Raw genomic sequence first — 21,551 nt, 5'->3', positions numbered from 1 at the left:
ACTCGCTGATCAACACGGCCGACTGTAGGACGTGGCGGCCCGTCCCGTCACCCTCTCATGCCGCCGTTCGGAGCTCACGGATCGGCACGGCACCCTGCCCGGCCCGGCTGCCGCTCTCGCGGGTGACGCGCTCGTGCACGGCCGGGGCGGCGTTGTCCTGAGCGGGCGTCAGGTGCCCGCGCAGCCGCAGCGCCAGCACGATGACCAGCACGGTGCAGCCGGCCATCGCCGCCAGGTACAGCGGCCAGGTGCCGGAGCCGACCAGCAGCACGCCGACCGCCGGGCCCACCGCGATGGCCATCTGCTTGACCAGCGCGAAGGCCGAGTTGTAGGTGCCCAGCAGCCGGGCCGGCGCCAGGTCGGCCACGATCGGGCCCAGGGTCGGGGCGAGCAGCGACTCGCCGGCGCCGAAGAGCACGTAGATCGAGACGATCGCCACGGTGGCGGCCAGCGCCTCGCCGCGCACCAGACCGGCCACCAGGGCCGCGCCCCAGGCACCGAGCCAGATCACGCCGGTGGCGGCCATCGCCGTGGTGCGCCGCCGCTTGGCGGTCAGGCGGACCATGAACATCTGCAGCACCACGATGGTCAGCGCGTTGGCGCCGATCGCCAGGCCCAGGGTGGCGGGCGCGGTCTTCACGGTGTCGGTGGCGAAGGCCGCGACGCCGGACTCGAACTGGCCGTAGCAGGTGAAGAAGATCAGACCGGCCAGCAGGCACAGCCGCACCATCGCCTTGTCCTTGGCGAGCGCGCGCAGCCCGGTGGGACCGCCGGCCTCGGCGACCGGCACCGGCGCGGCGGCCGGGATCCGGGCGGCGCCGGTGACGGCGGCCAGGCCCAGGAAGGTCAGCGCCTCGATGGTGAAGAGCCGGGTGAGGCTGGCCGGGTCGGCGACGTCGACGATCTGGCCGCCGACCAGCGCGCCGATGCCCATGCCCAGGTTGACCAGGGTGAACTGCAGCGCGAAGGCGTGCGAGCGGGTCCTGGGGGTGGAGCAGCGCACGATCATGGTGGCGAGCGCCGGCTGGCAGGTGGTGACGCCGCCGCCGAACAGGAAGGAGGCCACCAGCAGCCCGGCGGTGCCACTCGCCTGGCCGAAGGAGAACGCGCCGGTGGCGGCCAGCGCGCAGCCGGCCAGCAGCACCGGGCGCGGCCCGTAGCGGTCGATGCCCCGCCCGGCGAAGGGCAGCACGACCAGCGCGGCCAGCGCGAAGACGGTGAAGACCAGGCCGGCGGCGAGCGAACCGAGCCCGCGCACCTGGTCCACGTAGATGAACATGTACGGCATCGTGAAGCCGCTGCCGAAGGCGCTGAGCGCGTTGCCGAGCTGGACGCGGCGCAGGGGGCCGCCCGCGCCGTACTTCTGCTGCTTCATGGGAGACACCCCTTCGAGGTTCAGACGACTCAGGACGCTGGTCCGGCAGGCTTTTAGGCTGCAAGATTTCAGACCTAAAGTCTAAGGATGGAAAGACTCTGGTGTCAAAGGCTTAAGGAGTGCAGCCACCCGTGGGAGACTGGGGGCATGAGCGCACTCAGGCCCGCCCAGGAGGCCGGCTCGGAGCTGGCCATCGCTGAACAAGTGGCCATCTACCAGCGGGAGTTCCCCACCGTCGACCCCCAGGTCGAAACGATCGTCTCCACGCTGTCGCGGGTCTCGCGGCGGATGGCCGTGGCCTACGGCCGGCAGCTGACTGTGCTCGGGATCACCAGCGCCGAGTGGGAGGTCCTCAAGGCCCTGGTGGTCTCCGGCAGCCCCTACCGGCTCGGGCCGGGCGAGCTGGCCAAGCGGCTGGGCCTGACCCCGGCCGCGATGACCCACCGGATCGACCGGATGGTGGCCGAGGACCTGGTCACCCGCGAGCGGGACGAGGCCAACCGGGTCCGGGTGATCATCGAGCTCACCGAGAACGGCCGCGACAAGTGGCTGGAGTCGATGCGGATGGCCGCGGTCTTCGAGGAGGAGCTCCTCCAGGACATCGCCGGCTCCGAGCGCACCGAGCTCTCCGCGATGCTCGGGCGGATGCTGCGCCGGATCGAGGAACCCCCGGCGCCTTGAGTGGCGGCGGCGGCACGCTGGCGTCAGGGTGAGAGCCGGGGGGATGCGATCGGACCACTTCCGTCAGGACCACTTCCGTCAGGACCCCTGGAGGCGACGAACCCATGCCCGAGGTCACCACCGCTTACCCGCCCGGCACTCCGTGCTGGGTCGATCTGATGGCTTCCGACCAGCAGGCGGCCATCGACTTCTACAAGGACCTGTTCGGCTGGCAGGGCGAGAAGGGCCCCGAGGAGTTCGGCGGCTACGCGATCCTCACCCTCAAGGGCAAGCCGGTGGTCGGCATCGGCGCCGCGATGGCGATGGGTGACAACCCGCCGCCGCCCACGGTGTGGACCACCTACCTGGCCTCCGCCGACGCCGACGCCACCGCCGCGAAGATCACCGGCAACGGCGGCACGCTGCTCTTCCCGGTGATGGACGTCGGCACGGTCGGCCGGATGCTGGTCGCCAGCGACCCGGCCGGCGCGGTCTTCGGCGTCTGGCAGCCGGTCGACTTCTTCGGCGCGCAGATCGTCAACGAGCCGGGCGCGGTGATCTGGAACGAGCTGAACACCTCCGACGTCAAGGGCGCCGTCACCTTCTACGGGGCCGCGCTCGGCATCCGGATCGCCCCGATGGAGGAGATGCCCGAGTACCAGGGCCTCAACGTCGGCGACCGGGTGGTCGGCGGCGCGCAGGGGCTGGACAACCTCCCCGAGGGCACCCCGCCGCACTGGGCCACCTACTTCGCCGTCGACGACGTCGACAGCACGGTGGACGCGGCCGTGCGGGCCGGCGCCTCGGTGCTGGCACCGCCGATGGACACCCCGGTGGGGCGGATGAGCGGGCTGGCCGACCCGCAGGGCGCCCCCTTCTGGGTGATCGCCCCGCAGATGCCCGAAGAGAGCTAGCCCGAGCAGCGCCGGCCCGCGCAGGGGTAGCCGGCGCAGCGGAGCAGAATGGGGCGTGGCCCCGGAGCGTGTTCGCTCCGGGGCCACGGTGTTTCGGTGCCGGGGGTCGGGGTCGGCGGTCGGTCAGCAGGGACCGTTGTCGGTCCAGACACCCCACTGGCCGCTCAGGCTCGGGTCCTCGTTCGTGGTCCACCACTTGTTGGTGTAGGTGTGACCCTTCCAGGAGACCTTGGTGCCGCTGGTGGCGTAGGTCGCCGAGGCGGACCAGCTCGGCGCGGTGCAGGTGCCGGGGGCGGGGGTGGTGGGCGCCGGGGTGGTCGGCGCGGGGGTCGTCGGCGCGGGGCTGGTCGGCGCCGGCGAGGTGGGGGCCGGGCTGGTGGGCGCCGGGCTGGTCGGGGCGGGGCTGGTCGGCGCCGGGCTGGTCGGCGTGGCCGAGGTCGGCGGGGCCGGGCAGCTGGCCGCCGAGCCGTTGGTGGCGCTCACCATGGTGTCGAAGAGCCCGGTCTGGGTGCCCAGGTCGTAGAGCGAGAAGGCGAACGAGCCGCCCAGGCCGTTGCAGTGCAGGTAGTCGGCCTTGGCCTGGATGGACTTGGCGTTCTCACCGCTCCAGAAGGTGCTGCCGTCGTAGAAGTACGAGGCCTTCGCGGTGTCGTCCCAGTAGGTGTCCGCCGGGTTGTCGACGAAGCCGTTGAGCTCCTTGAACATCCGGATGCCGTTGACGTTGCCCGACATCGCCGCGCCGGTGGCGGGGCCGGTCGCGCTCTGGAAGAGCCCGTGGCTGCTGCCGGCCGGCACGCCGGTCCAGCCGCGGTAGTAGAACGGCACACCCATGTTGATCTTCTTGGCGGGGAAGCCGCCCTTGATCCCGTACTCCGCGTCGCCGACCGTCCAGGCCTTGATGGCCTCGTCGATCGAGTACTTGGAGGTGCCCGGCTTGACCGGGGTCATCGGGTCGTTGGGGTCCGAGTACAGCGCGGCCTGGTGGTTGGTCGGGCCGGTGGCGTCCCAGGCACCGTGCATGTCGTAGGTCATCACGTCCATGAACGTCAGGTACTGGCCGATCTTGTCGGTCTCGACGTTCTGGATCTTGTCCTGGCCCGCGCCGACCGCCGCGCTCAGCGCGTAGGTCTTCCCGTCGGTCTTGCCCTGCGCGTCCAGCTCGCCGCGCAGCTCGGCCAGCAGCGCGGTGTAGTTCTGCTTGTCGGCCGCCGAGGAGTGGTTGCCGGTGTGGCCGCCGCCGCCCGGGTACTCCCAGTCGATGTCGAAGCCGTCGAAGATGCCGGCCGGTGCCCGCACCGCCGTAGCCGCCCTGCGACGGCAGGTTGCCCTTGATGAACATGTCGATGCAGGAGGAGACGAAGGTCTTGCGCGAGGCGTCGCTGGCCGCCACGTCGGAGAAGAACTTCGAGTAGGTCCAACCGCCGATCGACAGCAGCACCTTGAGGTTCGGGTTCTTCGCCTTCAGCTCCTTGAGCTGGTTGAAGTTGCCCGTGATCGGCTGGTTCCAGGTGTCGGCCACGCCGTTGACCGCGGTGTCCGCGCCGTAGGACTTCTGGTAGTCCGCGAACGCGTCCGCCGCGCCGTCACCGGCGTTGGGGTTGTTGTCGTCCTGCGAGGCGGCCTTGGTGGCCTCGAAACACTTCCCGCTGGTCGGGTCGATGTTCGCGAAGTCGTAGATCAGGTAGTCCAGCTTGCCGGCCACACCGGTGTCCTGGATGGTCTTCGGGTAGTAGCCGTTGGCGTAGACCGACCACTGGTCGAAGTAGGCCACCTTGATGCCGCCGGAGGTGGCCGGGGCGCCGGTGGTGTTGGTGGCGGCGGCCTGGGCGCTGCCGCCGGAGGTCAGCGCGAGCGAGGCGCCGAGCAGCAGCGAGGCCGCCGAGCCGAGGGCGATGGCGGCCAGCCGCTTCGGGCGGCGGCGCGACGCCGGGGAACCGTCGGTTCCACCGGCAAGCGAACGAGTGAGCATGAGTGGGTGACTCCTGGTTGTGGGGGACCGTCACGCCCGCGTGCTCGACCGGCGGGTGGGGCCACGCGGCCATGGGCATGACATGGGGGAATCGGGTAAGACGGCCCCTGACCTGGGGACAAGGGCCCGGCAGACGCCGAGGACCCCAGGGCCGGCGTCAGAGGTCGAGACCTCTGACGCCGGCTCAGGGGCTCCCTGCACCTGCCGATTAAAATGGACTAGACCAACTCCCGCGTCAAGAGCCGCCTGCGGGGCTTGAGCCGCTCTTAAGGTTGCGCTGCGTGACCCGCGTCGCTGACCTGTGGCTAAACCCCGAGGGCCCGGCCGAAGGTCGAGCGGGTCCGTCTTGAGATGTAGTCGGCCTGCATCCGACGACGCACCGCGAGCGCGCACCGGGTCCTCCTTGCGCGGCTCGTCGCGGGCCCACCCACTGCCTAGCGTGGAGTCGTCGCCCGTCCGCCCCCTCGCCCGAGGATCTGAAGATGATCGAAGCCGTCGGCCTCACCAAGCGCTACGGCCCCAAAACCGCCGTCCAGGACCTGAGTTTCAGCGTCCGTCCCGGCATCGTGACCGGATTCCTGGGCCCCAACGGCGCCGGCAAGTCCACCACCATGCGGATGCTGCTGGGCCTGGACACCCCCAGCGCCGGCCACGCCACCGTGAACGGCCGCCGCTACGCCGAGCACGCCGCCCCGCTGCGCGAGGTCGGCGCGATGCTGGAGGCGCGCGCCATCCACACCGGCCGCTCCGCCTTCAACCACCTGCTCGCGCTCGCCGCCACGCACGGCATCGCGCGCTCGCGGGTCGAGCAGGTCATCGACCTGGTCGGCCTGCGCGAGGTGGCCCGCCGGCGGGCCGGCGGCTTCTCGCTCGGCATGGGCCAGCGCCTGGGCATCGCCTCCGCGCTGCTGGGCGATCCCGCCACGCTGATCCTCGACGAGCCGGTCAACGGGCTCGACCCCGAGGGCATCCTGTGGATCCGCAACCTGCTCAAGTCGCTGGCGGCCGAGGGCCGCACCGTGCTGGTCTCCTCGCACCTGATGAGCGAGATGGCACTGACCGCCGAGCACCTGATCGTGATCGGGCGCGGCCGGCTGATCGCGGACACCTCGGTGGCCGAGTTCACCGCCAGCGCCTCGCGCGGCGGCGTGCTGGTGCGCACCCCCGACGCCGTCAGGCTGGCCGAACTCCTCGGCGCGCTGCCGCAGGTGACGGTCCGCACCGACGCGCAGGACCCGCACCGGCTGGAGGTCGAGGGGGCCGACGGCGAGCGGATCGGCCGCCTGGCCGCCGAGCACGCCCTGGTGCTCTTCGAACTGACGCCGCAGCAGGCGTCGCTGGAGGAGGCGTTCATGGAACTCACCAAGGACGCGGTCGAGTACGAGGCCGTGGTCACCCCCCGCGCACTGGTCGAGGAGCACGCCGCATGAGCACCACCGCCACCCCCCTCGCCCCGCAGGCCAAGGCCCCGGCCGGCCCCGCCGCCGCGGACCGCGCGGGCCGGGTCACCCTGCTCCGGGTCGTGCACTCCGAGTGGATCAAGTTCCGGACCCTGCGGTCGAGCTACTACACCCTGCTGGCCGCGGTCGTCTTCATGATCGGCTTCGGCCTGCTGGCCTGCTACGGCGCCGTCGACCACATCAACCACCCCGAGGCGCACGACCGGGCCTTCATGGTGGACGCGGCCGACCGCAGCCTGCGCGGCTACCTGGCCGCGCAGCTGGCCGTCGGCGTGCTGGGCGTGCTGGTGATCAGCGGCGAGTACAGCACCGGCATGATCCGTGCCTCGCTCTCCGCGGTGCCGCGCCGGCTGCCGGTGCTCTGGGCCAAGGCCGCGGTCTTCGGCGCGGTCACCCTGGTGGTGACCACCGTGACGGCCTTCGTCGCCTTCTTCGGCGGCCAGGCGGTGCTCGCCGGCGTCCACGTGCAGACCACGCTGTCGGCCGCCGGGGTGCTGCGCACCGTCCTCGGCACCGCGCTCTACCTCACCGCGGTGGGCCTGCTCGCGGTCGGCATCGGCGCCATGGTGCGCAACACCGCCGGTGGCATCGCCGCCGTCTTCGGCCTGCTGCTGGTGCTGCCCGGCCTGGTGGAGGTGCTGCCCGCCTCCTGGAGCAGCCACATCGGTCCCTACCTGCCCGGCGCCGCCGGCCAGGCCGTCGCCACCCTGCACGGCGACCCCGGCACCCTCGCCCCCTGGACGGGCTTCGCCGTGATGTGCGGTTACCTGGCCGCGGCCCTGATCGGCGCCGCCGTGGTGATCAAGCGGCGTGATGCCTGAGACGTTCGCCGGGCACGACTGCGCGGTGCACAATGGCGCGGTGACCTCGGCCGCCGCGCTCCCGGCAGCCCTCGGGCGGCGCTTTCCCGGCGCCGCCCGGGGGCTGGCGGGCGTGCGCGCGCTGCTGCGCACCGAACGCCACCCCGGGCTCGCCGACGCCGCCTTCGCGCTGCTGGTCCTGCTGCCGACCGGCCTGCCGTTCCTGCGGCACGTGCACGACCGGCCGCTGGCCTGGGCGCTGCAGTGCGCGCTGGTGGCGCCGCTGGCCTGGCGCCGGCGCGCCCCGGAGGCGGTCTTCGCCGTCATCGCGGGCACCGCGTTCCTGCAGTGGGTGCTCGACGTGCGGATGCCGGCCGACATCGCCGTGCTGATCGCGCTCTACACGGTGGCGGCGCACTGCTCTCGTCGTAGAACACTGCTCGCGTTCGCGATCGTCGAACTCGGTGTGGTGCTGGCGGTCTCCCGCTGGGGCCCCGAGCCCGGCCACCACGACCCGCTGGGTCTCTGGCTCAAGCTGGCCTTCCTGCTCTCCGGTGCCAGCACCGCCGCGGCGGTGCTGGGCCTCAACGTGCGGGCCCGGCAGGCCCAGCTGCTGGCCCTGCGCGAGCGGGCCAGCGAGCTGGAGCGCCGGCGCGACCAGCAGGCCGCCCTCGCGGTCGCCGAGGAGCGCTCGCGGATCGCCCGCGAGATGCACGACATCGTCACCCACAACCTCTCGGTCATGGTGGCGCTGGCCGACGGAGCGGTCTACGCCAACCCGCACGCGCCCGAGAAGGCCACCGCCGCGATGCGCCAGTCCGCCGAGACCGGACGCCAGGCGCTCACCGACATGCGCCGCTTCCTGGGCGTGCTGCGCGCGGACGAGCCCGACGCGCTGCGCCACCCGCAGCCGGGCCTGGGCCAGCTCGCCGCACTGGCCGCGCAGGTCCGGGCGGCCGGGCTGAGCACCGAGCTGACCCTGACCGGCGAGAGCGCCGCCGTCTCCCCCGGCGCCCAGCTGACCGTCTACCGGCTGGTGCAGGAGTCGCTGACCAACACCCTCAAGCACACCTCCCCCGGCGCCCGGGCCACCGTCACGGTGGCCTGCCGCGGCACGACCGTCGAGGTGGAGGTCCGCGACGACGGCCGCCCCCGGCCGGGGTCCGCCACCGGCACCGCCGCCGCGGGTCAGAGCACCGGCCACGGCCTGGCCGGCATGCGCGACCGGGCCGCCGCCTACGGGGGCGAGCTGACCGCCGGACCGCTGCCCGGCGGCGGCTGGCGGGTGGCCACCACCCTCGACCTCGGCCCCGGCTCCGGCTCCCAGGAGGATCCGCTGTGACCATCCGTGTCCTGCTGGTCGACGACCAGCCGCTGCTCCGGGTGGCCTTCACCCTGGTGCTCGACTCGCAGCCCGACATGACGGTCGCCGGCGAGGCCGAGGACGGCGCCGAGGCGGTCCGCCTGGCCGTCGAGCACCGGCCCGACGTGGTGCTGATGGACGTCCGGATGCCGGGCCTGGACGGCATCGAGGCCACCCGGCAGATCGTCGAGCGGGTCCCGGACACCAAGGTGCTCATCCTGACCACCTTCGACCTCGACGAGTACGCCTTCGCCGGCCTGCGGGCCGGCGCCTCCGGGTTCCTGCTGAAGAACGCCCAGCCGGACGAACTGCTCAGCGCGATCCGCAGCGTGGCCGCCGGCGACGCCGTGGTGGCCCCCCGGATCACCCGCCGGCTGCTGGACACCTTCGCCTCCCAGCTGCCCGAGGACGGCGGCGGGGCCGGCCGCGCCGAGCGCGCCATCGAGGCGCTCACCAACCGCGAGCGCAGCGTGCTGGTGCAGCTCGCCCGCGGCATGTCCAACGCCGAGGTGGCCGCCGAGCTCTACCTCGCCGAGGCCACCGTGAAGACCCACGTGAGCCGGATCCTGCTCAAGCTCGGACTGCGCGACCGGGTGCAGGCGGTCGTCTTCGCCTACGAAAACCGCTTGGTGCGACCGACCTGAGCCGCGACAATCAGCCGGTGGACGACAATCGGCTGGTGGACGACGAGCAGAGCACGACCGAGGACACCCTGCGCCGGCGCCGCGCGGCCCGCCTGGCCAGCCGGCGGATCCTGTCCGGCGAGCGCCTGGCGACCGTGCGCGAGCGGCTGACCGAGCTCGCCACGCTGGACGGACTGGACGAGCCGCCGGACTTCTACGCCACCGACGGCCCGGTCCGCCGGCTGGAGGAGCGGGTCGCCGCCCTGCTCGGCACCGAGGACGCGGCCTTCTTCCCCACCGGCACCATGGCCCAGCAGATCGCCCTGCGCTACGGCGCCGAGCTCACCGGCCGCCGGGCGGTGGCGCTGCAGCCGCTCAGCCACCTGGAGGTGCACGAGCGGCAGGCCTACAGCCAGCTCACCGGCCTGCGCGGGCTGTGGCCCAGCGCCGAGCCCCGCATCACCACCCACGCCGAACTCGCCGCCCTCGGCGAGCCGTTCGGCACTCTGACGGTCGAACTCCCGCTGCGCGACGCCGGCTTCCTGCTGCCGAGCTGGGAGGAGCTGTGCGCCACCGTCGAGGCGGCCCGCGCCGCCGGCGCCCGGGTGCACCTGGACGGCGCGCGCCTGTGGACCACCACCGAGCACTTCGGCCGCCCGCTGCACGAGATCGCCGCCCTGGCCGACAGCACCTACGTCTCGTTCTACAAGGACCTCGGCGGGATCAGCGGCGCCGCGCTGGCCGGCACCGCCGACCTGACCGGCTACGCCCGCGCCTGGCGCCACCGGCACGGCGGCACGCTCTTCCAGCAGTGGCCGGCCGCGCTGGCCGCGCTGCACGGCCTGGACACCGTGCTGCCCACGCTGCCCGAGCAGGTCCGGCACGCCCGGACGGTGGCCGCCGCGCTGGCGGCCCTACCCGGCGCCCGGGTCAACCCGGACCCGCCGCACACCAACGCCTTCCAGCTCTGGCTCCCGCACCCCGCCGAGGCCCTGAACGCCGCCACCCTCGCGCTCGCCGAGCAGGAGGGCACCTGGTTCGTCGCGCACTGGCAGGACGCCGCCCCGGGCCTGGCGACCGCCGAGGTCACCGTCGCCGCTCCCGCGCTGGCCTGGAGCGCCGCCGACGTCACCGAGGCCGGCACCCGCTTCCTGGAGCTGGCCGCCGCCCACCGCTGAGGGCGGCCCGGTCAGTACCGCAGGGCGCCCGCGACCGAGGCGTTCACCGTTCCCGTCAGAGTGCGGTGACTGCGGGCGGTGGCGGTGCTGCTCTGGCCGGGCTGGACGGAGTCGACGGTCAGCGCGGTGGTGTCCAGCAGGTTGCCCGAGGCGTCCTTGAAGTCGACCCGCACGGTGTAGCTCTGGGCCTGCGACTGGTGGTTGGTGACGGTGACGGTCGCCTGGGCGCGGCCGTCGGAGCCGAAGCTCACCTGGCCCACGGTCACGTCGCCGCTGCCGTCGAGCCCGCTGGTGACGCTGGCGAACGCCGAGGAGACGGCCGACTGCGCCGAGGCCACCGCCGAGCCGGAGTCGAAGCCGCTGGCGAGGGAGTTGGCCGCGGAGGCGGCGGCCGAGGCCGCCGAGCCGGCCTGCGAGGCGCCGGACTGCACCGCGGAGTTGGCGGCCGAGGCCGCGGAGGCCGCCTGCGAGGCCACCGACTGGGCCGCGCTCAGCACCGAGGTGGCCTGCGAGGTGGCCTTGTTGACCGTGCTGGAGCAGCCCGCCAGCGCCGTGCCCGTACAGAGCACCGCCCCGACCGCGAGGGCGACCGGGGCGGCGAGGACGCGGCGGGCCCGCGGGGCGGGACGGGCGCAGGTGGCGCGCGGCGCCTGGTGGGCCGTGCTGCGGGGGCGGGCGGTGGTGCGGTCCATCTGGCGGCCTCTTCCCTGGGGTACCGGCAAAGCTCCTCCCCACCCTCGGTGGGGTGGGCGGAGCCCGCCAGCCGGTGAACCCGTCCGGGGGAGGTACGCGCCGTGACCGGAGCCGTCGGATCCTCGGGCCGTCAGGCCGTCAGGCGCCGACGCCCAGGTAGATGGCGCTGCCGATGCCGGCCACCATGCAGTAGATGGCGAACGGGGTCAGGCTGCGGCTCTCGAAGTACTTGGTCAGGAACTTCACCGACACGTAGCCCGCCGCGAAGGCCGCGATCGAACCGGCCACCAGCGGCCCGCGGATGCCCGCGTTCTCCGGCTTGAGCAGCTCCGGCAGCTTCAGCGCGGAGGCGGCCAGGATGACCGGGGTGGCCAGCAGGAAGGAGAACCGCGCCGCGTCCTCGTGGTTGAGGCCGCGCAGCACGCCGGTGCTCATGGTGACGCCGGAGCGGCTGATGCCGGGCAGCAGGGCCAGGATCTGCGCCGCGCCGATCCAGGTGCCCTGACGGAAGGTCAGCTTCGCCAGCCGGCGGTCCGACTCGATGTCCGGGTCGACGCCCGGGGTGTGCTCGACCTGACCGCCGGCCCGCCGCCGCCCGCCGCCACCGCGGCGCAGCCGGTCGGCGCCCAGCAGCACGAAGCCGTTCAGCGCCAGGAAGATCGCCGCCGGCAGCGGCTTGCCGAGCGCGGAGCGCAGCGCGTGCTCGGCGACCAGGCCCGCGACGCCCACCGGGATGGTGCCGAAGATCAGCAGCCAGGCCAGCTTCTGGTCGGTGGTCTCTATTCGGCGCTCGCGTATGGAGGTGAAGAGCCCGCGGATCACCCGGACCCAGTCCTTGCGGAAGTAGACCACCAGGGCCAGCGCGGTGGCCAGGTGCAGGCCGACCAGCACGGTCAGGTACGGCGACTGGTCGGCGGTCATGTCCAGGTCGCGCTTGATGCTGCCGCCGAGCAGCGCGGGCAGCAGGATGCTGTGGCCGAGGCTGGAGACCGGGAAGAGCTCGGTGACGCCTTGCAGCAGGCCCACGCCGATGGATTCCGGGTAGGTCAGGGACATCGCACACCTTCAGCTCTGCGGTACGGGTCTCGACGGAAGGCGTCATCGTACCGAGGCGTGCGAACACCACCTCAGGCCCCTCCCAGCGAGAACGTACTACAGATCTGTAGACGCCAGGCCGGCAGGGGCCGGAATTCATCTGCTGCTCACCACGGGCTCACTCCGGGCCCGCCGAAGGCCTACTCGGGCTCGGCCTCCATCGCGGCCGAGGCGGCCTCGCGGACCCCGCGTTCGCGCTTGGAGACCACCATGACCGCGCCGGCCGCCGCCGCCGCGAAGGCCGCCGCGCCGAGCCAGGAGCGGTCCAGCGCGTGCCCGGTCAGGTGGTCCAGCGAGTAGCGGCCGGGGCCGGCCAGGCCGATCGCCAGGCCGCAGACGCCCAGCAGCGCCGGGTACTCGTAGCCGCCCTTGGTGACGAAGAAGCCGTGCGGGAAGTGCACCGAGATCGCGCCGGCCATGGTGCCCGCCACGACCGCGCCGGCCACCGGCGTGGCCAGCCCGGCCACCAGCAGCGCGCCGCCGCCCGCCTCGCCGAGTCCGGCCGCCAGCGCGCTCTGCCCGCCGGGCTTGAAGCCCATGTGCTCCATCGCCTGCGCGGTGCCCTCCAGACCGCCGCCGCCGAACCAGCCGAAGAGCTTCTGGGTGCCGTGGCCGAACAGCACTCCGCCGACGGCGGCCCGCAGCGCGAGCAACCCGAGGTCCTTGCGATGGACGCAGCCCATGATGTCCTCATCTCTCCTGGCCCCGTCGGCTTCCGTGCGCTCCCATCCCAGCCGACCGCCGACTGGTCCTCGACCCGGGCAGGCCATCCGGGGGACCCGCGCGGGCCGGCTGCGGCGACGGGCGGCCGCGGGCCCGCTCGCCCATGCTGGGGGGATGTCCGTCCTCACGCTGAGCAGTGCCTTCGTCACCTTCTTCGCCGTCGTGGGCCCGCCCAAGGTGCTGCTCGCCTACGCGCACCTCAGCCGGGAGCGCACCCTCAACGCGACCCGCAAGCTGGTGCTGATCAGCTCGCTGCTGGCCGCCCTGGTCGGCATCCTGATGGCGGTCTGCGCGGACGCGGTCACCGCCTTCTTCCACGTCAGCGACGAGTCGCTGCAGCTGGCCGGCGGCGTGATCTTCTTCCTCTACGCGGTCGGCCTGGTGCTGGGCGTGCACGTGGGCGGCGGGGGCGAGGACGAGGAGGGCGGGCTGGCCAGCCCGCTGGCCGAGGGCCTGCGCGAGCTGCTGCTGCCGTACGTGGCGAGCCCGCTGGCGATGACGGCGGTGCTGGTCGAGTCACTGACCAAGGACACCTGGGGCTGGCGGACCACCGTGGCGGGCGCCTACCTGGCGGTGGTGGTGATCAACGCGCTCTGCGTGCTGCTGCTGGCCCCGCTGCTGCGGCGCACCCACCAGACCTCGCTGGAGGTGCTGTCGCGCCTGCTGGGCCTGCTGCTGGCGGCGGTCGGCGTGGAGCTGTTCCTCAACGGGCTGGCCGGGCTGGGCGTGCCGCTGGCCGGCTCGGGCGGGCACTGAGGTGCCGGGCGCAGGGCCGGGACCGGGCGCAGGGCCGGGGCCGGGCCGGTGGGCCCGGCGGGCCTCAGGGCGGGGTGACCGCGCGCCAGGGCACCGGGCTGGAGAGGATCATCGAGCTGCTCGGCTGGCCGTAGGCGGCGAGCCGGTCGATCAGCACCTCGAAGTCGGCCATCGCCGGCACCGCCACCAGCAGCACGCAGCACGCCCCGCCGGTCACCCGGTGCAGCTGGAGCACCTCCGGCCACTGGGCCACCGCCGGATCGCGCAGCACGCAGCGCGGCCCGTAGCACTCCACCTGGACCAGCGCGGTCACTGCCAGCCCGGCCCGGGCCAGGTCGACGTGGGCGTGGTAGCCGCCGATCACCCCCTCCGCCTCCAGCCGGCGCACCCGCTCCGCGACCGCCGGCGGGGAGAGGCTGACCCGGCGCGAGAGCTCGTTGTAGGAGAGCCGGGCGTCGGCCTGCAGCTCGGCGAGCAGGTGGCGGTCGAGGGCGTCCATGGCGAGGGCTCCGGGGGGTGCGAGGTGCGGTTTTTCATTCGACAGGCACGATCGGGAGAAGACCTTCCGTTCGGAAGGCCGAGTGCCGGATCGGGTACCCGTCGCCCATTCAAGAGCCCGGTGCACCGCCGCACAATAGTCCCCACCAGCCACCAAGGGGGAAACGCCACCATGTCCCAGCCCACCGTCAGCACGCCGAAGCTGGCCTTCGACGCCACCGCCGAGGGCGCCGGGACCGGCGCCACCTCCCCCGAGGACAGCGGCGCCACGCCGTACGAGCGCTACGCGCGCCTCGACGTGCTGCACACCCTGCAGCAGCCACGCAGCAAGGTCCCCGCCGAGCTGTCCTTCATCGTCACCACCCAGGTGATGGAGCTGCTCTTCGGCCTGCTGCGGCACGAGTGGACGCTCGCCCAGCGCGCGCTGCGCGAGGACGACCTGCCCGGCGCGCTCGCCGCGCTGCGCCGCGGGACCCACGTGCAGGACGTGCTGAACAGCTCCTGGGACCTGTTGGGCACGCTCACCCCGGTGGAGTTCAGCGCGTTCCGCCCGGTGCTGGGCGAGGCCTCCGGCTTCCAGTCCTCGGCCTTCCTGCACCTCGAGTTCCTGGTCGGCAACAAGTCGCCGCGGCTGCTGGAGATGTACCAGGGCGCGCCCGCCGTGCACCAGGAGCTCGCGGCCGCGCTGCGCGCGCCCACCCTGTACGACGACGCGCTGGCCCTGCTGACCCGCCGCGGGGTGCTGGCCGCGCAGGAGGCCGAGGAGGGCGACGCCGCGGGCGCGGGCCGCTACCGCCCGCGCGAGGCGGTGCAGCAGGCCTGGCACACCGTCTACACCGACCCGGCCGCCGGCGAGCTCGTCACGCTGGCCGAGGCGCTGCTCGACACGGCCGAACGCGTCACCCGCTGGCGCCAGCGGCACTACGCTTCGGTCAAGCGCTCGATGGGCGCCAAGCCCGGCACCGGCGGCTCCAGCGGCCTGGCCTGGCTGAAGGCCGCCACCGAGCAGGACGTCTTCCCGGAGCTGTGGACCGTGCGAGGAGAGCTGTGAGCGCCCCTGTGACCATTCCCGGCACCCGCGAGCAGTGCGCGGCGCTGGACGCCGTCGACCCGCTGGCGCCGTTCCGCAAGGAGTTCACCCTCCCCGCGAACGGCGTCTACCTGGACGGCAACTCGCTCGGCGTGCTGCCGGTGCGCACCCCCGAGGTGGTCCGCCGGACCGTCGAGGAGGAGTGGGGCCGGGACCTGATCACCAGCTGGAACAAGCACGGCTGGACCGAGCTGCCGTACACGCTGGGCGACCGGATCGCGCCGCTGGTCGGCGCCGGGGCCGGCGAGGTGGTGGTCTGCGACAGCGTCTCGGTCAACCTCTTCAAGCTGCTGACCGCCGCGCTGCGGATGCGCCCCGGACGGCGCACGGTGCTCGGCGAGCGGGACACCTTCCCCACCGACCTGTACATCGCCGAGGGCGTCACCGGCCTCTTCGAGGGTGGCAGCAGCGTGCTGATGCCCTCGGTGGACGACCTGGACGCCTACCTGGACGAGGGCGTCGCGGCGGTGGTCCTCTCGCACGTCGACTACCGCACCGGCCGGCTGCTGGACATGGCGGAGATCACCGCCCGGGTGCACCGGGCCGGCGCGCTGATGATCTGGGACGTCTGCCACTCGGTGGGCGCGGTGCCGATCGAACTGACCGCCTGCGACGTGGACTTCGCGGTCGGCTGCACGTACAAGTACCTCAACGCCGGGCCGTGCGCGCCGGCCTTCCTGTACGCCGCGCCGCGCCACCACGCGGTGGCCGAGCAGCCGTTGACCGGCTGGTTCGGGCACGCCGAGCCGTTCGCCTTCGACAGCGGGTACCGGCCGGCCGAGGGCATCGGGCGCTTCCTCACCAGCTTCCCCTCGCTGCTGGCGCTGTCCGGGCTGCGGGCCACCCTGGAGATCTGGGAGCAGGTGGACCTGCGGGAGGTGCGGGCCAAGAGCCTCGCGCTGACCGGCCTGTTCATCGAGCAGGCGCAGGGGCTGGACGTGGTGACGCCGCGCCGGCCGGAGGAGCGCGGCAGCCAGGTGGCCATCCGCCACCCCGACGGCTTCCCGGTGGTGCAGGCGATGATCGAGCGCGGCGTGATCGGCGACTTCCGCGCGCCGGACCTGATCCGCTTCGGCTTCACGCCGCTCTACGTCTCCTACACCGAGGTCTGGGACGCCGCGGCGGCCCTGCGCGAGGTGCTGGCGAGCGGCGAGTGGCGGGCCGAGCGGTTCAACCGCCGGGGCGCGGTGACCTGAGCGGCGGTGACCACAGCGGCGGTGACCCGAGTCTCGGTCACCGTCGCGTCACACCCCCGGGCGCGGCGTGCCGGCGGTCGGGGCCGGCTGCCATCATGCAGCCATGACGAGCAACGGGGGGTCGGCCGAGGAGCCGACGAGCTACGGGCTGCAGCCACCGGTGTCACGGCCGACGTCCCCGCCGACGTCCCCGCCGACGTCCGGGCCGATATCCCCGCCCGCGGCGGTGGAGGCGCACCCGGGCGCCGGGCGGCTGGTCGGCGGCCGCTACCGCTTGCTGGAGCGGCTCGGCTTCGGCGGCATGGGCACCGTCTGGCGGGCCCACGACGAGGTGGTCGACCGGGACGTGGCCGTCAAGGAGCCCCGGCTGCCCACGGAACTCTCCGCCGCCGAACGGACGACCGCGCACCTGCGGATGCAGCGCGAGGCCAGGGCGGCGGCCCGCGTCGACCACCCCTCGGTGGTGACCGTCCACGACGTGGTCACCGTGGACGACAGCCCGTGGATCGTCATGGAACTGGTGCGCGGGCGCTCGCTGGCCGAGGTGCTGCAGGAGGGCACCCTCCCGCCGCGCGAGGCCGCCCGGATCGGGCTGGCGGTGCTGGAGGCGCTGGCGGCCGCGCACGAGGCGGGCGTGCTGCACCGGGACGTCAAGCCCGCCAACATCCTGCTCGGCCGCCACGGGCGGGTGGTGCTGACCGACTTCGGCATCGCCAAGGTGGAGGGCGAGCAGAAGCTCACCGAGACCGGTACCTTCATCGGCTCCCCCGAATTCCTGTCCCCTGAAAGGGTGTTGGGCCAGGGACCGGGGCCGGCCAGCGATCTGTGGTCGCTCGGGGTGGTGCTCTTCCAGGCCGTCGAGGGGGTCTCGCCGTTCCGCCGGCAGACCACCGCCTCCACCCTGCAGGCCATCCTGCTGGCCGAGTTGCCCCGGCCGGCCAACGCCGGCGAGCTGGCCGACCTGCTGGCGCGACTGCTGCGCAAGGAGCCGCAGACCCGGCCGGTGGCGGCCGCGCTGATCCCCGCCCTGCGGGCGTTCGCCGAGCCGCCACCACGCGCCCCGGCCGCGAGCGCCGCCGACCCCGGGCCCGTCGGGGCGGCCGGGGCCGGGGCCGTCGGCGGGACCGCCGGCGGGGGGCCGCTGCCGCGCCGCGTGCTGCGCGCCGTCCGGACCAGCCGACGCGCCCAACTCGCCACCGGAACCGGCGTGCTGGCCATCAGCACGGCACTGCTCTGGGCGCTGCTGAGTCCACCGGCGGCGGACCTGCCGGCGGGGTGGAGGACCTTCGAGGAGAAGGAGGTGGACGCCACCCTGGCCGCCCCGGGCGGCTACCTGCGCAGCGTGGACGACAGCGTGGTGACCTTCAGTGATCCCACCAAGGTGTTCGTCATCAAGCTCACCAAGTGGACCGGGGAGAGCAAGAGTTCGCTCGGCGTCGGGAACGCGGACCTGGCCTGGTTCCGGGAGAACCAGAGCCACGGCAGCGACGACCGGGCGGACGGCGCCGTGACCGCCACCCAGCAGCAGGGCAAGAACGCCGCGCTGCTGGACGTGCACTACACCGACACCACGGACTACGCGAACCCGAAGGCGCAGCGCACCCTGGAACTGGCCCTGGTCCGCAAGGACGGCGCCGGCTACAAGCTGGAACTGGCGATGCCCGCGGCCACCGAGCAGGCGGCCGAGGGCCAGCGGATCTTCGCCGACCTGCGGGCCCACCTGCAGATCCACGGACTCTAGGGCGCGGGCTGGGCGCGGTGCGGCCCGGCCGGCAGTGTGCCGGCCGGGCCGCACCGGTCCGTCGGCTGCGACGAACCGTCAACTGCCGTGGACCGTCAGCTGTGGCGGCCGCGCCGGCGGCCGATCAGCAGCGCGCCACCACCCGCCAGCAGCAGGCCGCCGGCCACCGCGAGCACGGTGGTGGAGCCGTCCTGGCCGGTGTTCGGCAGGACCGGCGGGGTTCCGTTGCCGGTGGGCCAGGGCGGGCCGTCGGAGTGGGTGTGGCCGTGGGTCGGACTCGGGCCGGTGGACCAGCTCGTGGAGTGGGTGGGCGTGGGGGTGGGCTTGGGGGTGGGCGTGGGGGTCGGGGTGGGCGTGGGGGTGGGTGTCGGGGTGGGAGTGGGCGTGGGCGTGGGGCTGCAGGTGGGTGTCGGCGTGGGCGTGGGGGTCGGCGTAGGGGTCGGGGTCGGCGTGGGAGTCGGGCCCGAGCAGTCCGGCAGGTCCCCGTCGAAGGGGTAACTGTGCAGCTCGGTGCCGCTGGTGCCGGTCTGCACCAGACTGCCCGCCAGGTAGACCCGGCCGTTGGTGCCGGGGGTGTCCACCGTGGTGGTGGCGTTCGGGTTCCCGCCCAGGATCGTGCCCTGGAACTGGGCTCCGCCGGTGATCCGGGCCGTGTTGGAGGTCGGGAAGTTCCACAGCAACTTGCCGCGCAGGTCGGTCAGCTGGTCGCCCGGGATGCCGGTGCCGGTGTTGGTGCTGATCACCGCGTCGGCCGGCAGCATGTTGACGATGACGGTGGCGCCGGCCGGGATGCCGGTGAACTTCAGGTCGATCGCGTGACCGGCCGAGCCGAGGTTCTGGTCGACGTTGAAGACCTGCCGGGCGCTCGTGCCGTCGCCCTTGAAGGTCGCGTCGTAGGTGGTGACCGTCACCGTGCCGGTGGCGGTGGCCTTGCCGGCGCAGCTGGAGAAGTCCTCGATGGTGGTGCGCAGCGGGGCGTACCGGTCGCGCACGCCGGTGTCGTGGACCTGCTGGCCGGTCGGGGTGAGGTCGACCGTGCCGGTGGTGGTGCCGCCGTAGCGCAGGTTGCCCCAGGCGACGGTGCCCTTGTAGTCGCTGCCGCCGACCTCCACCCGGTTGGTCGGCCTGACCAGCACGTTGCCGCCGACCGAGACGAAGTCCGCGCCGTTGGGCGGGGGCACCCGTGAGCCGACGCCGGCCACGCCCATGTTGAACACGCCGCCACCGTTCTTCTCCACGGTGAGGTTGCCGAGCGTGACCACCCAGCCCTCGGCCTCGGCGGAGCGGCCGGCGACCGTGTAGTCGCCGCCGGCGAAGACGTTGACGTTGGAGTCGCGGCCGGTGAATTCGAGGTTGTTCGGCGGGGGGAAGGTGGCGGGACAGTTCGGGCCACCGCAGGGGCCGAGCGGCGGCGGGAATCCGATCGCCTCCGCGCTGGAGAGCGGTAACGCCAGCGCCGCCACCACGATCCCCGCCGCCAGTGCCGACCTGCTCGTTCGTCTCATGCGCGCCTCCTGTTCGTCCGGCCCGGCACGGTCGGCGACCGCGCACGGCATGCCCGTTCCATCAAAGGTCGGGGGGCCGGTGGCGGGGGCAGCGGCGCGGCGCCACGCGGCGCGGGTCCGTCCAACGGCCCAGCCGAGGGCCGGGTGGCCGGGGCCGAACGAGTGGGTGTTAGCGTGCCGGACGGGTACCGGCCCGGGGCGGGTGCCCGCACGCCGCGAGCACTTCTCGCGCCGCCCCCGGACTAGCGCGAAGGCAGTCGTACCCCATGGCCAAGTTCCTGTTGAGCCTGCACGTCCTGGCCGCGATCGTGGCCATCGGCCCGGTGACGGTGGCCGCGAGCATGTTCCCGCGCCGGGCGCGGGCCGCGCTGGAGGCGAGCGGGGGCGCAACCGAGCGGGCGGAGGCGGCCGCGTCGGTCAAGCTGCTGTACCGGATCACCCAGGTCTACGCGCTGCTCGGGATCGCCGTGCCGGTGCTCGGGGTGGGGCTGGCGCAGGTCATGGGCGTGATGGGCAGCGCATGGCTGATCACCTCGCTGGTGCTGACCTCGATCGCCGCGCTGGTGCTGCTGGTGCTGGTGCTGCCGCGCCAGGAGGCGGTGGTCGCCGCCCTCGCCGGCGAGGAGGGCGCGGACGCGGCGCAGGCGGCCGGCGGGCTGAAGCTGCTGGCGATGAGCACCGGGATCTTCTCGCTGCTCTGGGCCGTGGTGACGGTGCTGATGGTGGTCCGCCCGGGCTCGTCCACGGGGGCCTGACCGGCCGCGGCGCCCGGCGTCGGGGTCCTCTCCCGCGCCGCGCCCGCCTCAGCCGCCGGGGCGGCGGACGGCTCCCGGTGCGGTGAGCCGGACACCCGCGCGCTTCACCGCCCGGCCCACGATCGCGGTCTCCACCCGGTCCACGCCCAGCGGCCCGAGTACCTCGGTGGTGAAGCGGTAGAGCCCCTCGTAGTCCGGGCAGAAGACGGCCGCCATCAGGTTGGCCGGGCCGCTGGTGGCCAGCACGCCGTGCACCTGCGGGTGCGCCGCCAGGACCCGGCCGGCCTCGGCGAGGTGGGCGGGCGGCACGGTGAGCCAGAGGTTGGCGTCGACCGCCATGCCGAGCACCCGCGGGTCGACGGTGGCGTGGGTGCGCAGCAGTCCGGCCGCGGCGAGGCGGTGCAGCCGGCGGCGGACGGTGGACTCCGGGGTGCCCAGGGCCGCGGCGAGCGAGGCGGCCGACCGGCGGGCGTCGTCGGCCAGTTCGGCGAGCAGCAGGCGGTCCAGCGGGTCCGGCGCGGGGGCCCGCACGGCGGCCGGGACGGCGGCGAGGGCGGGCATCGGGCCGGGCGTCGGGCCAGCGGCCGAGCCGGCGGGGGCGGCCGTGGGGTCGGGGACCGGGGCCGCGGGGCTCAGCGCGGCCACCTCGTCGGCGGTGAACAGCCCGCCCTGCCACTGCCCGGCGTCCGCGAAGAGGTGCAGCACGGCGTGCACCGTGGTCTCGGTGACCGCCTCGGTGCCCGGCAGCTGGCGGTAGAGCAGCCGGTCGCGGCCGGCCAGGTCGGTCAGCACCACGGCGCTGACCTCCTCGCCGCCGAGCATCAGGTCCACGAACGGCACGTCCGCGCGGGCCGCCAGTGCGTCGGCCACCGCCGCGACCTTGCCGCGCAGCACCCGCACCCGCAGCAACAGCGCGCCGACCTCCTCGTCCTCGGCCCCCGCCAGCAGCACCACCCGCAGCACGCCGGTCTCCCGCAGCCGGGCCAGCCGGCGGGTCACGGTGCGCACCGAGACCCCGAGGGCGGCGGCGATCCGGCCGGGCTCGGCCCGGCCGTCGATCTGCAGCGCGCAGACCAGTCGGCGGTCCAGCAGGTCCAGCAGGGTGGCCGGATCCGTCGTTTCGGTCTGCATCACTGTCCGATCTCCACCGTGCGGCC

The 21,551-nt window shown here is 73.8% G+C and carries 19 protein-coding genes and 1 pseudogene; 12 read left to right on the top strand and 8 right to left on the bottom strand.

From position 1 onward, the window contains the following. Positions 1–55: 55 nt before the first annotated feature. Positions 56–1,375: an MFS transporter gene (locus ABD323_RS17535; RefSeq protein ID WP_344442576.1), complete on the bottom strand. Its 1,320-nt coding sequence runs from the start codon at positions 1,373–1,375 to the stop codon at positions 56–58. Between the two features lie 147 nt (positions 1,376–1,522). Between ABD323_RS17535 and ABD323_RS17530 the strand changes: the two genes are divergently transcribed. Together ABD323_RS17530 and ABD323_RS17525 are read left to right on the top strand one after the other, a co-directional pair. Then, entirely contained in the window at positions 1,523–2,056 is a 534-nt protein-coding gene (locus ABD323_RS17530; protein WP_344442575.1) for a MarR family winged helix-turn-helix transcriptional regulator, read from the top strand. Between the two features lie 104 nt (positions 2,057–2,160). Next, a complete protein-coding gene (locus tag ABD323_RS17525) occupies positions 2,161–2,949 on the top strand; it encodes a VOC family protein (RefSeq protein ID WP_344442574.1) in 789 nt (262 codons plus the stop codon). A gap of 123 nt (positions 2,950–3,072) precedes the next feature. Here the strand turns inward: ABD323_RS17525 and ABD323_RS46030 are convergent. Further along, positions 3,073–4,918, bottom strand: a pseudogene (locus tag ABD323_RS46030) (glycosyl hydrolase family 18 protein). Positions 4,919–5,400: 482 nt separating this feature from the next. On the opposite strand from ABD323_RS46030, the gene ABD323_RS17510 reads away from it, so the two are divergent. From ABD323_RS17510 to ABD323_RS17490, 5 genes are read left to right on the top strand one after another with little or no spacing between them, the layout of a single operon-like run. After that, positions 5,401–6,348, top strand: coding sequence for an ATP-binding cassette domain-containing protein (locus ABD323_RS17510; RefSeq protein WP_344442572.1), 948 nt, complete (start codon positions 5,401–5,403; stop codon positions 6,346–6,348). After that, positions 6,345–7,199 (top strand): ABC transporter permease, encoded by an 855-nt coding sequence (locus ABD323_RS17505; protein ID WP_344442571.1) that lies wholly within the window; start codon positions 6,345–6,347, stop codon positions 7,197–7,199. The genes ABD323_RS17510 and ABD323_RS17505 overlap by 4 nt, the downstream gene beginning before the upstream one ends. Next, positions 7,192–8,520, top strand: coding sequence for a sensor histidine kinase (locus tag ABD323_RS17500; protein ID WP_344442570.1), 1,329 nt, complete (start codon positions 7,192–7,194; stop codon positions 8,518–8,520). The genes ABD323_RS17505 and ABD323_RS17500 overlap by 8 nt, the downstream gene beginning before the upstream one ends. Continuing rightward, positions 8,517–9,185, top strand: coding sequence for a response regulator (locus ABD323_RS17495; RefSeq protein ID WP_344442569.1), 669 nt, complete (start codon positions 8,517–8,519; stop codon positions 9,183–9,185). Before ABD323_RS17500 ends, ABD323_RS17495 begins: the two co-directional genes overlap by 4 nt. A gap of 17 nt (positions 9,186–9,202) precedes the next feature. Continuing rightward, positions 9,203–10,342 carry a threonine aldolase family protein gene (locus ABD323_RS17490; RefSeq protein WP_344442568.1) on the top strand — a complete coding sequence of 380 codons (1,140 nt, stop codon included), beginning with the start codon at positions 9,203–9,205 and terminating at the stop codon, positions 10,340–10,342. A gap of 11 nt (positions 10,343–10,353) precedes the next feature. On the opposite strand, the gene ABD323_RS17485 is transcribed toward ABD323_RS17490, so the two are convergent. From ABD323_RS17485 to ABD323_RS17475, 3 genes are all read right to left on the bottom strand, one after another. Further along, a complete protein-coding gene (locus ABD323_RS17485) occupies positions 10,354–11,034 on the bottom strand; it encodes a putative periplasmic lipoprotein (RefSeq protein WP_344442567.1) in 681 nt (226 codons plus the stop codon). A 139-nt stretch (positions 11,035–11,173) separates the two neighbouring features. Further along, entirely contained in the window at positions 11,174–12,091 is a 918-nt protein-coding gene (locus tag ABD323_RS17480) for an undecaprenyl-diphosphate phosphatase (protein WP_344442566.1), read from the bottom strand. Between the two features lie 179 nt (positions 12,092–12,270). Next, positions 12,271–12,813, bottom strand: a complete 543-nt coding sequence (locus ABD323_RS17475) for a DoxX family protein (RefSeq protein ID WP_344442565.1) — start codon at positions 12,811–12,813, stop codon at positions 12,271–12,273. Between the two features lie 154 nt (positions 12,814–12,967). On the opposite strand from ABD323_RS17475, the gene ABD323_RS17470 reads away from it, so the two are divergent. After that, a complete protein-coding gene (locus tag ABD323_RS17470; protein ID WP_344442563.1) occupies positions 12,968–13,609 on the top strand; it encodes a MarC family protein in 642 nt (213 codons plus the stop codon). A 64-nt stretch (positions 13,610–13,673) separates the two neighbouring features. Here ABD323_RS17470 and ABD323_RS17465 read toward each other — a convergent pair whose 3' ends face one another. Next, positions 13,674–14,108, bottom strand: coding sequence for an Lrp/AsnC family transcriptional regulator (locus tag ABD323_RS17465; RefSeq protein WP_344442561.1), 435 nt, complete (start codon positions 14,106–14,108; stop codon positions 13,674–13,676). Positions 14,109–14,279: 171 nt separating this feature from the next. Between ABD323_RS17465 and ABD323_RS17460 the strand changes: the two genes are divergently transcribed. The 3 genes from ABD323_RS17460 to ABD323_RS17450 all read left to right on the top strand — a co-directional run bounded on the left by ABD323_RS17460 (position 14,280) and on the right by ABD323_RS17450 (position 18,134). Further along, positions 14,280–15,158 carry a tryptophan 2,3-dioxygenase gene (locus tag ABD323_RS17460; protein WP_344442560.1) on the top strand — a complete coding sequence of 293 codons (879 nt, stop codon included), beginning with the start codon at positions 14,280–14,282 and terminating at the stop codon, positions 15,156–15,158. After that, complete coding sequence (gene kynU / locus ABD323_RS17455; protein WP_344442559.1) at positions 15,155–16,393, top strand: kynureninase; 1,239 nt, start codon at positions 15,155–15,157, stop codon at positions 16,391–16,393. The genes ABD323_RS17460 and kynU overlap by 4 nt, the downstream gene beginning before the upstream one ends. Before the next feature lie 103 nt (positions 16,394–16,496). Beyond that, positions 16,497–18,134 carry a serine/threonine-protein kinase gene (locus ABD323_RS17450; RefSeq protein WP_344442558.1) on the top strand — a complete coding sequence of 546 codons (1,638 nt, stop codon included), beginning with the start codon at positions 16,497–16,499 and terminating at the stop codon, positions 18,132–18,134. A gap of 95 nt (positions 18,135–18,229) precedes the next feature. On the opposite strand, the gene ABD323_RS17445 is transcribed toward ABD323_RS17450, so the two are convergent. Continuing rightward, on the bottom strand, positions 18,230–19,639 hold the full coding sequence (locus ABD323_RS17445; protein ID WP_344442557.1) for a choice-of-anchor A family protein: 1,410 nt from the start codon (positions 19,637–19,639) through the stop codon (positions 18,230–18,232). Positions 19,640–19,905: 266 nt separating this feature from the next. Between ABD323_RS17445 and ABD323_RS17440 the strand changes: the two genes are divergently transcribed. Then, positions 19,906–20,394 (top strand): hypothetical protein, encoded by a 489-nt coding sequence (locus tag ABD323_RS17440; protein ID WP_344442556.1) that lies wholly within the window; start codon positions 19,906–19,908, stop codon positions 20,392–20,394. Positions 20,395–20,442: 48 nt separating this feature from the next. Here the strand turns inward: ABD323_RS17440 and ABD323_RS17435 are convergent, their stop codons facing one another. Continuing rightward, positions 20,443–21,525 (bottom strand): AsnC family transcriptional regulator, encoded by a 1,083-nt coding sequence (locus ABD323_RS17435; protein WP_344442555.1) that lies wholly within the window; start codon positions 21,523–21,525, stop codon positions 20,443–20,445. Between the last annotated feature and the right edge of the window lie 26 nt (positions 21,526–21,551).

The sequence above is a fragment of the Kitasatospora nipponensis genome, from assembly GCF_039528135.1.
Taxonomy (GTDB): Bacteria; Actinomycetota; Actinomycetes; order Streptomycetales; family Streptomycetaceae; genus Kitasatospora; species Kitasatospora nipponensis.
The sequence above is the reverse complement of the archived record's forward strand: the minus strand, read 5'-3'. Positions and strand labels throughout refer to the sequence as shown.

What these genes read in the sequence shown, in the direction of transcription:
- ABD323_RS17535 (WP_344442576.1), bottom strand. Translation starts at nt 1,375, where the DNA reads ATGAAGCAGCAGAAGTACGGCGCGGGCGGCCCCCTGCGCCGCGTCCAG.
- ABD323_RS17530 (WP_344442575.1), top strand. Translation starts at nt 1,523, where the DNA reads ATGAGCGCACTCAGGCCCGCCCAGGAGGCCGGCTCGGAGCTGGCCATC.
- ABD323_RS17525 (WP_344442574.1), top strand. Translation starts at nt 2,161, where the DNA reads ATGCCCGAGGTCACCACCGCTTACCCGCCCGGCACTCCGTGCTGGGTC.
- ABD323_RS17510 (WP_344442572.1), top strand. Translation starts at nt 5,401, where the DNA reads ATGATCGAAGCCGTCGGCCTCACCAAGCGCTACGGCCCCAAAACCGCC.
- ABD323_RS17505 (WP_344442571.1), top strand. Translation starts at nt 6,345, where the DNA reads ATGAGCACCACCGCCACCCCCCTCGCCCCGCAGGCCAAGGCCCCGGCC.
- ABD323_RS17500 (WP_344442570.1), top strand. Translation starts at nt 7,192, where the DNA reads ATGCCTGAGACGTTCGCCGGGCACGACTGCGCGGTGCACAATGGCGCG.
- ABD323_RS17485 (WP_344442567.1), bottom strand. Translation starts at nt 11,034, where the DNA reads ATGGACCGCACCACCGCCCGCCCCCGCAGCACGGCCCACCAGGCGCCG.
- ABD323_RS17480 (WP_344442566.1), bottom strand. Translation starts at nt 12,091, where the DNA reads ATGTCCCTGACCTACCCGGAATCCATCGGCGTGGGCCTGCTGCAAGGC.
- ABD323_RS17475 (WP_344442565.1), bottom strand. Translation starts at nt 12,813, where the DNA reads ATGGGCTGCGTCCATCGCAAGGACCTCGGGTTGCTCGCGCTGCGGGCC.
- ABD323_RS17470 (WP_344442563.1), top strand. Translation starts at nt 12,968, where the DNA reads ATGTCCGTCCTCACGCTGAGCAGTGCCTTCGTCACCTTCTTCGCCGTC.
- ABD323_RS17465 (WP_344442561.1), bottom strand. Translation starts at nt 14,108, where the DNA reads ATGGACGCCCTCGACCGCCACCTGCTCGCCGAGCTGCAGGCCGACGCC.
- ABD323_RS17460 (WP_344442560.1), top strand. Translation starts at nt 14,280, where the DNA reads ATGTCCCAGCCCACCGTCAGCACGCCGAAGCTGGCCTTCGACGCCACC.
- ABD323_RS17450 (WP_344442558.1), top strand. Translation starts at nt 16,497, where the DNA reads ATGACGAGCAACGGGGGGTCGGCCGAGGAGCCGACGAGCTACGGGCTG.
- ABD323_RS17445 (WP_344442557.1), bottom strand. Translation starts at nt 19,639, where the DNA reads ATGAGACGAACGAGCAGGTCGGCACTGGCGGCGGGGATCGTGGTGGCG.
- ABD323_RS17440 (WP_344442556.1), top strand. Translation starts at nt 19,906, where the DNA reads ATGGCCAAGTTCCTGTTGAGCCTGCACGTCCTGGCCGCGATCGTGGCC.
- ABD323_RS17435 (WP_344442555.1), bottom strand. Translation starts at nt 21,525, where the DNA reads ATGCAGACCGAAACGACGGATCCGGCCACCCTGCTGGACCTGCTGGAC.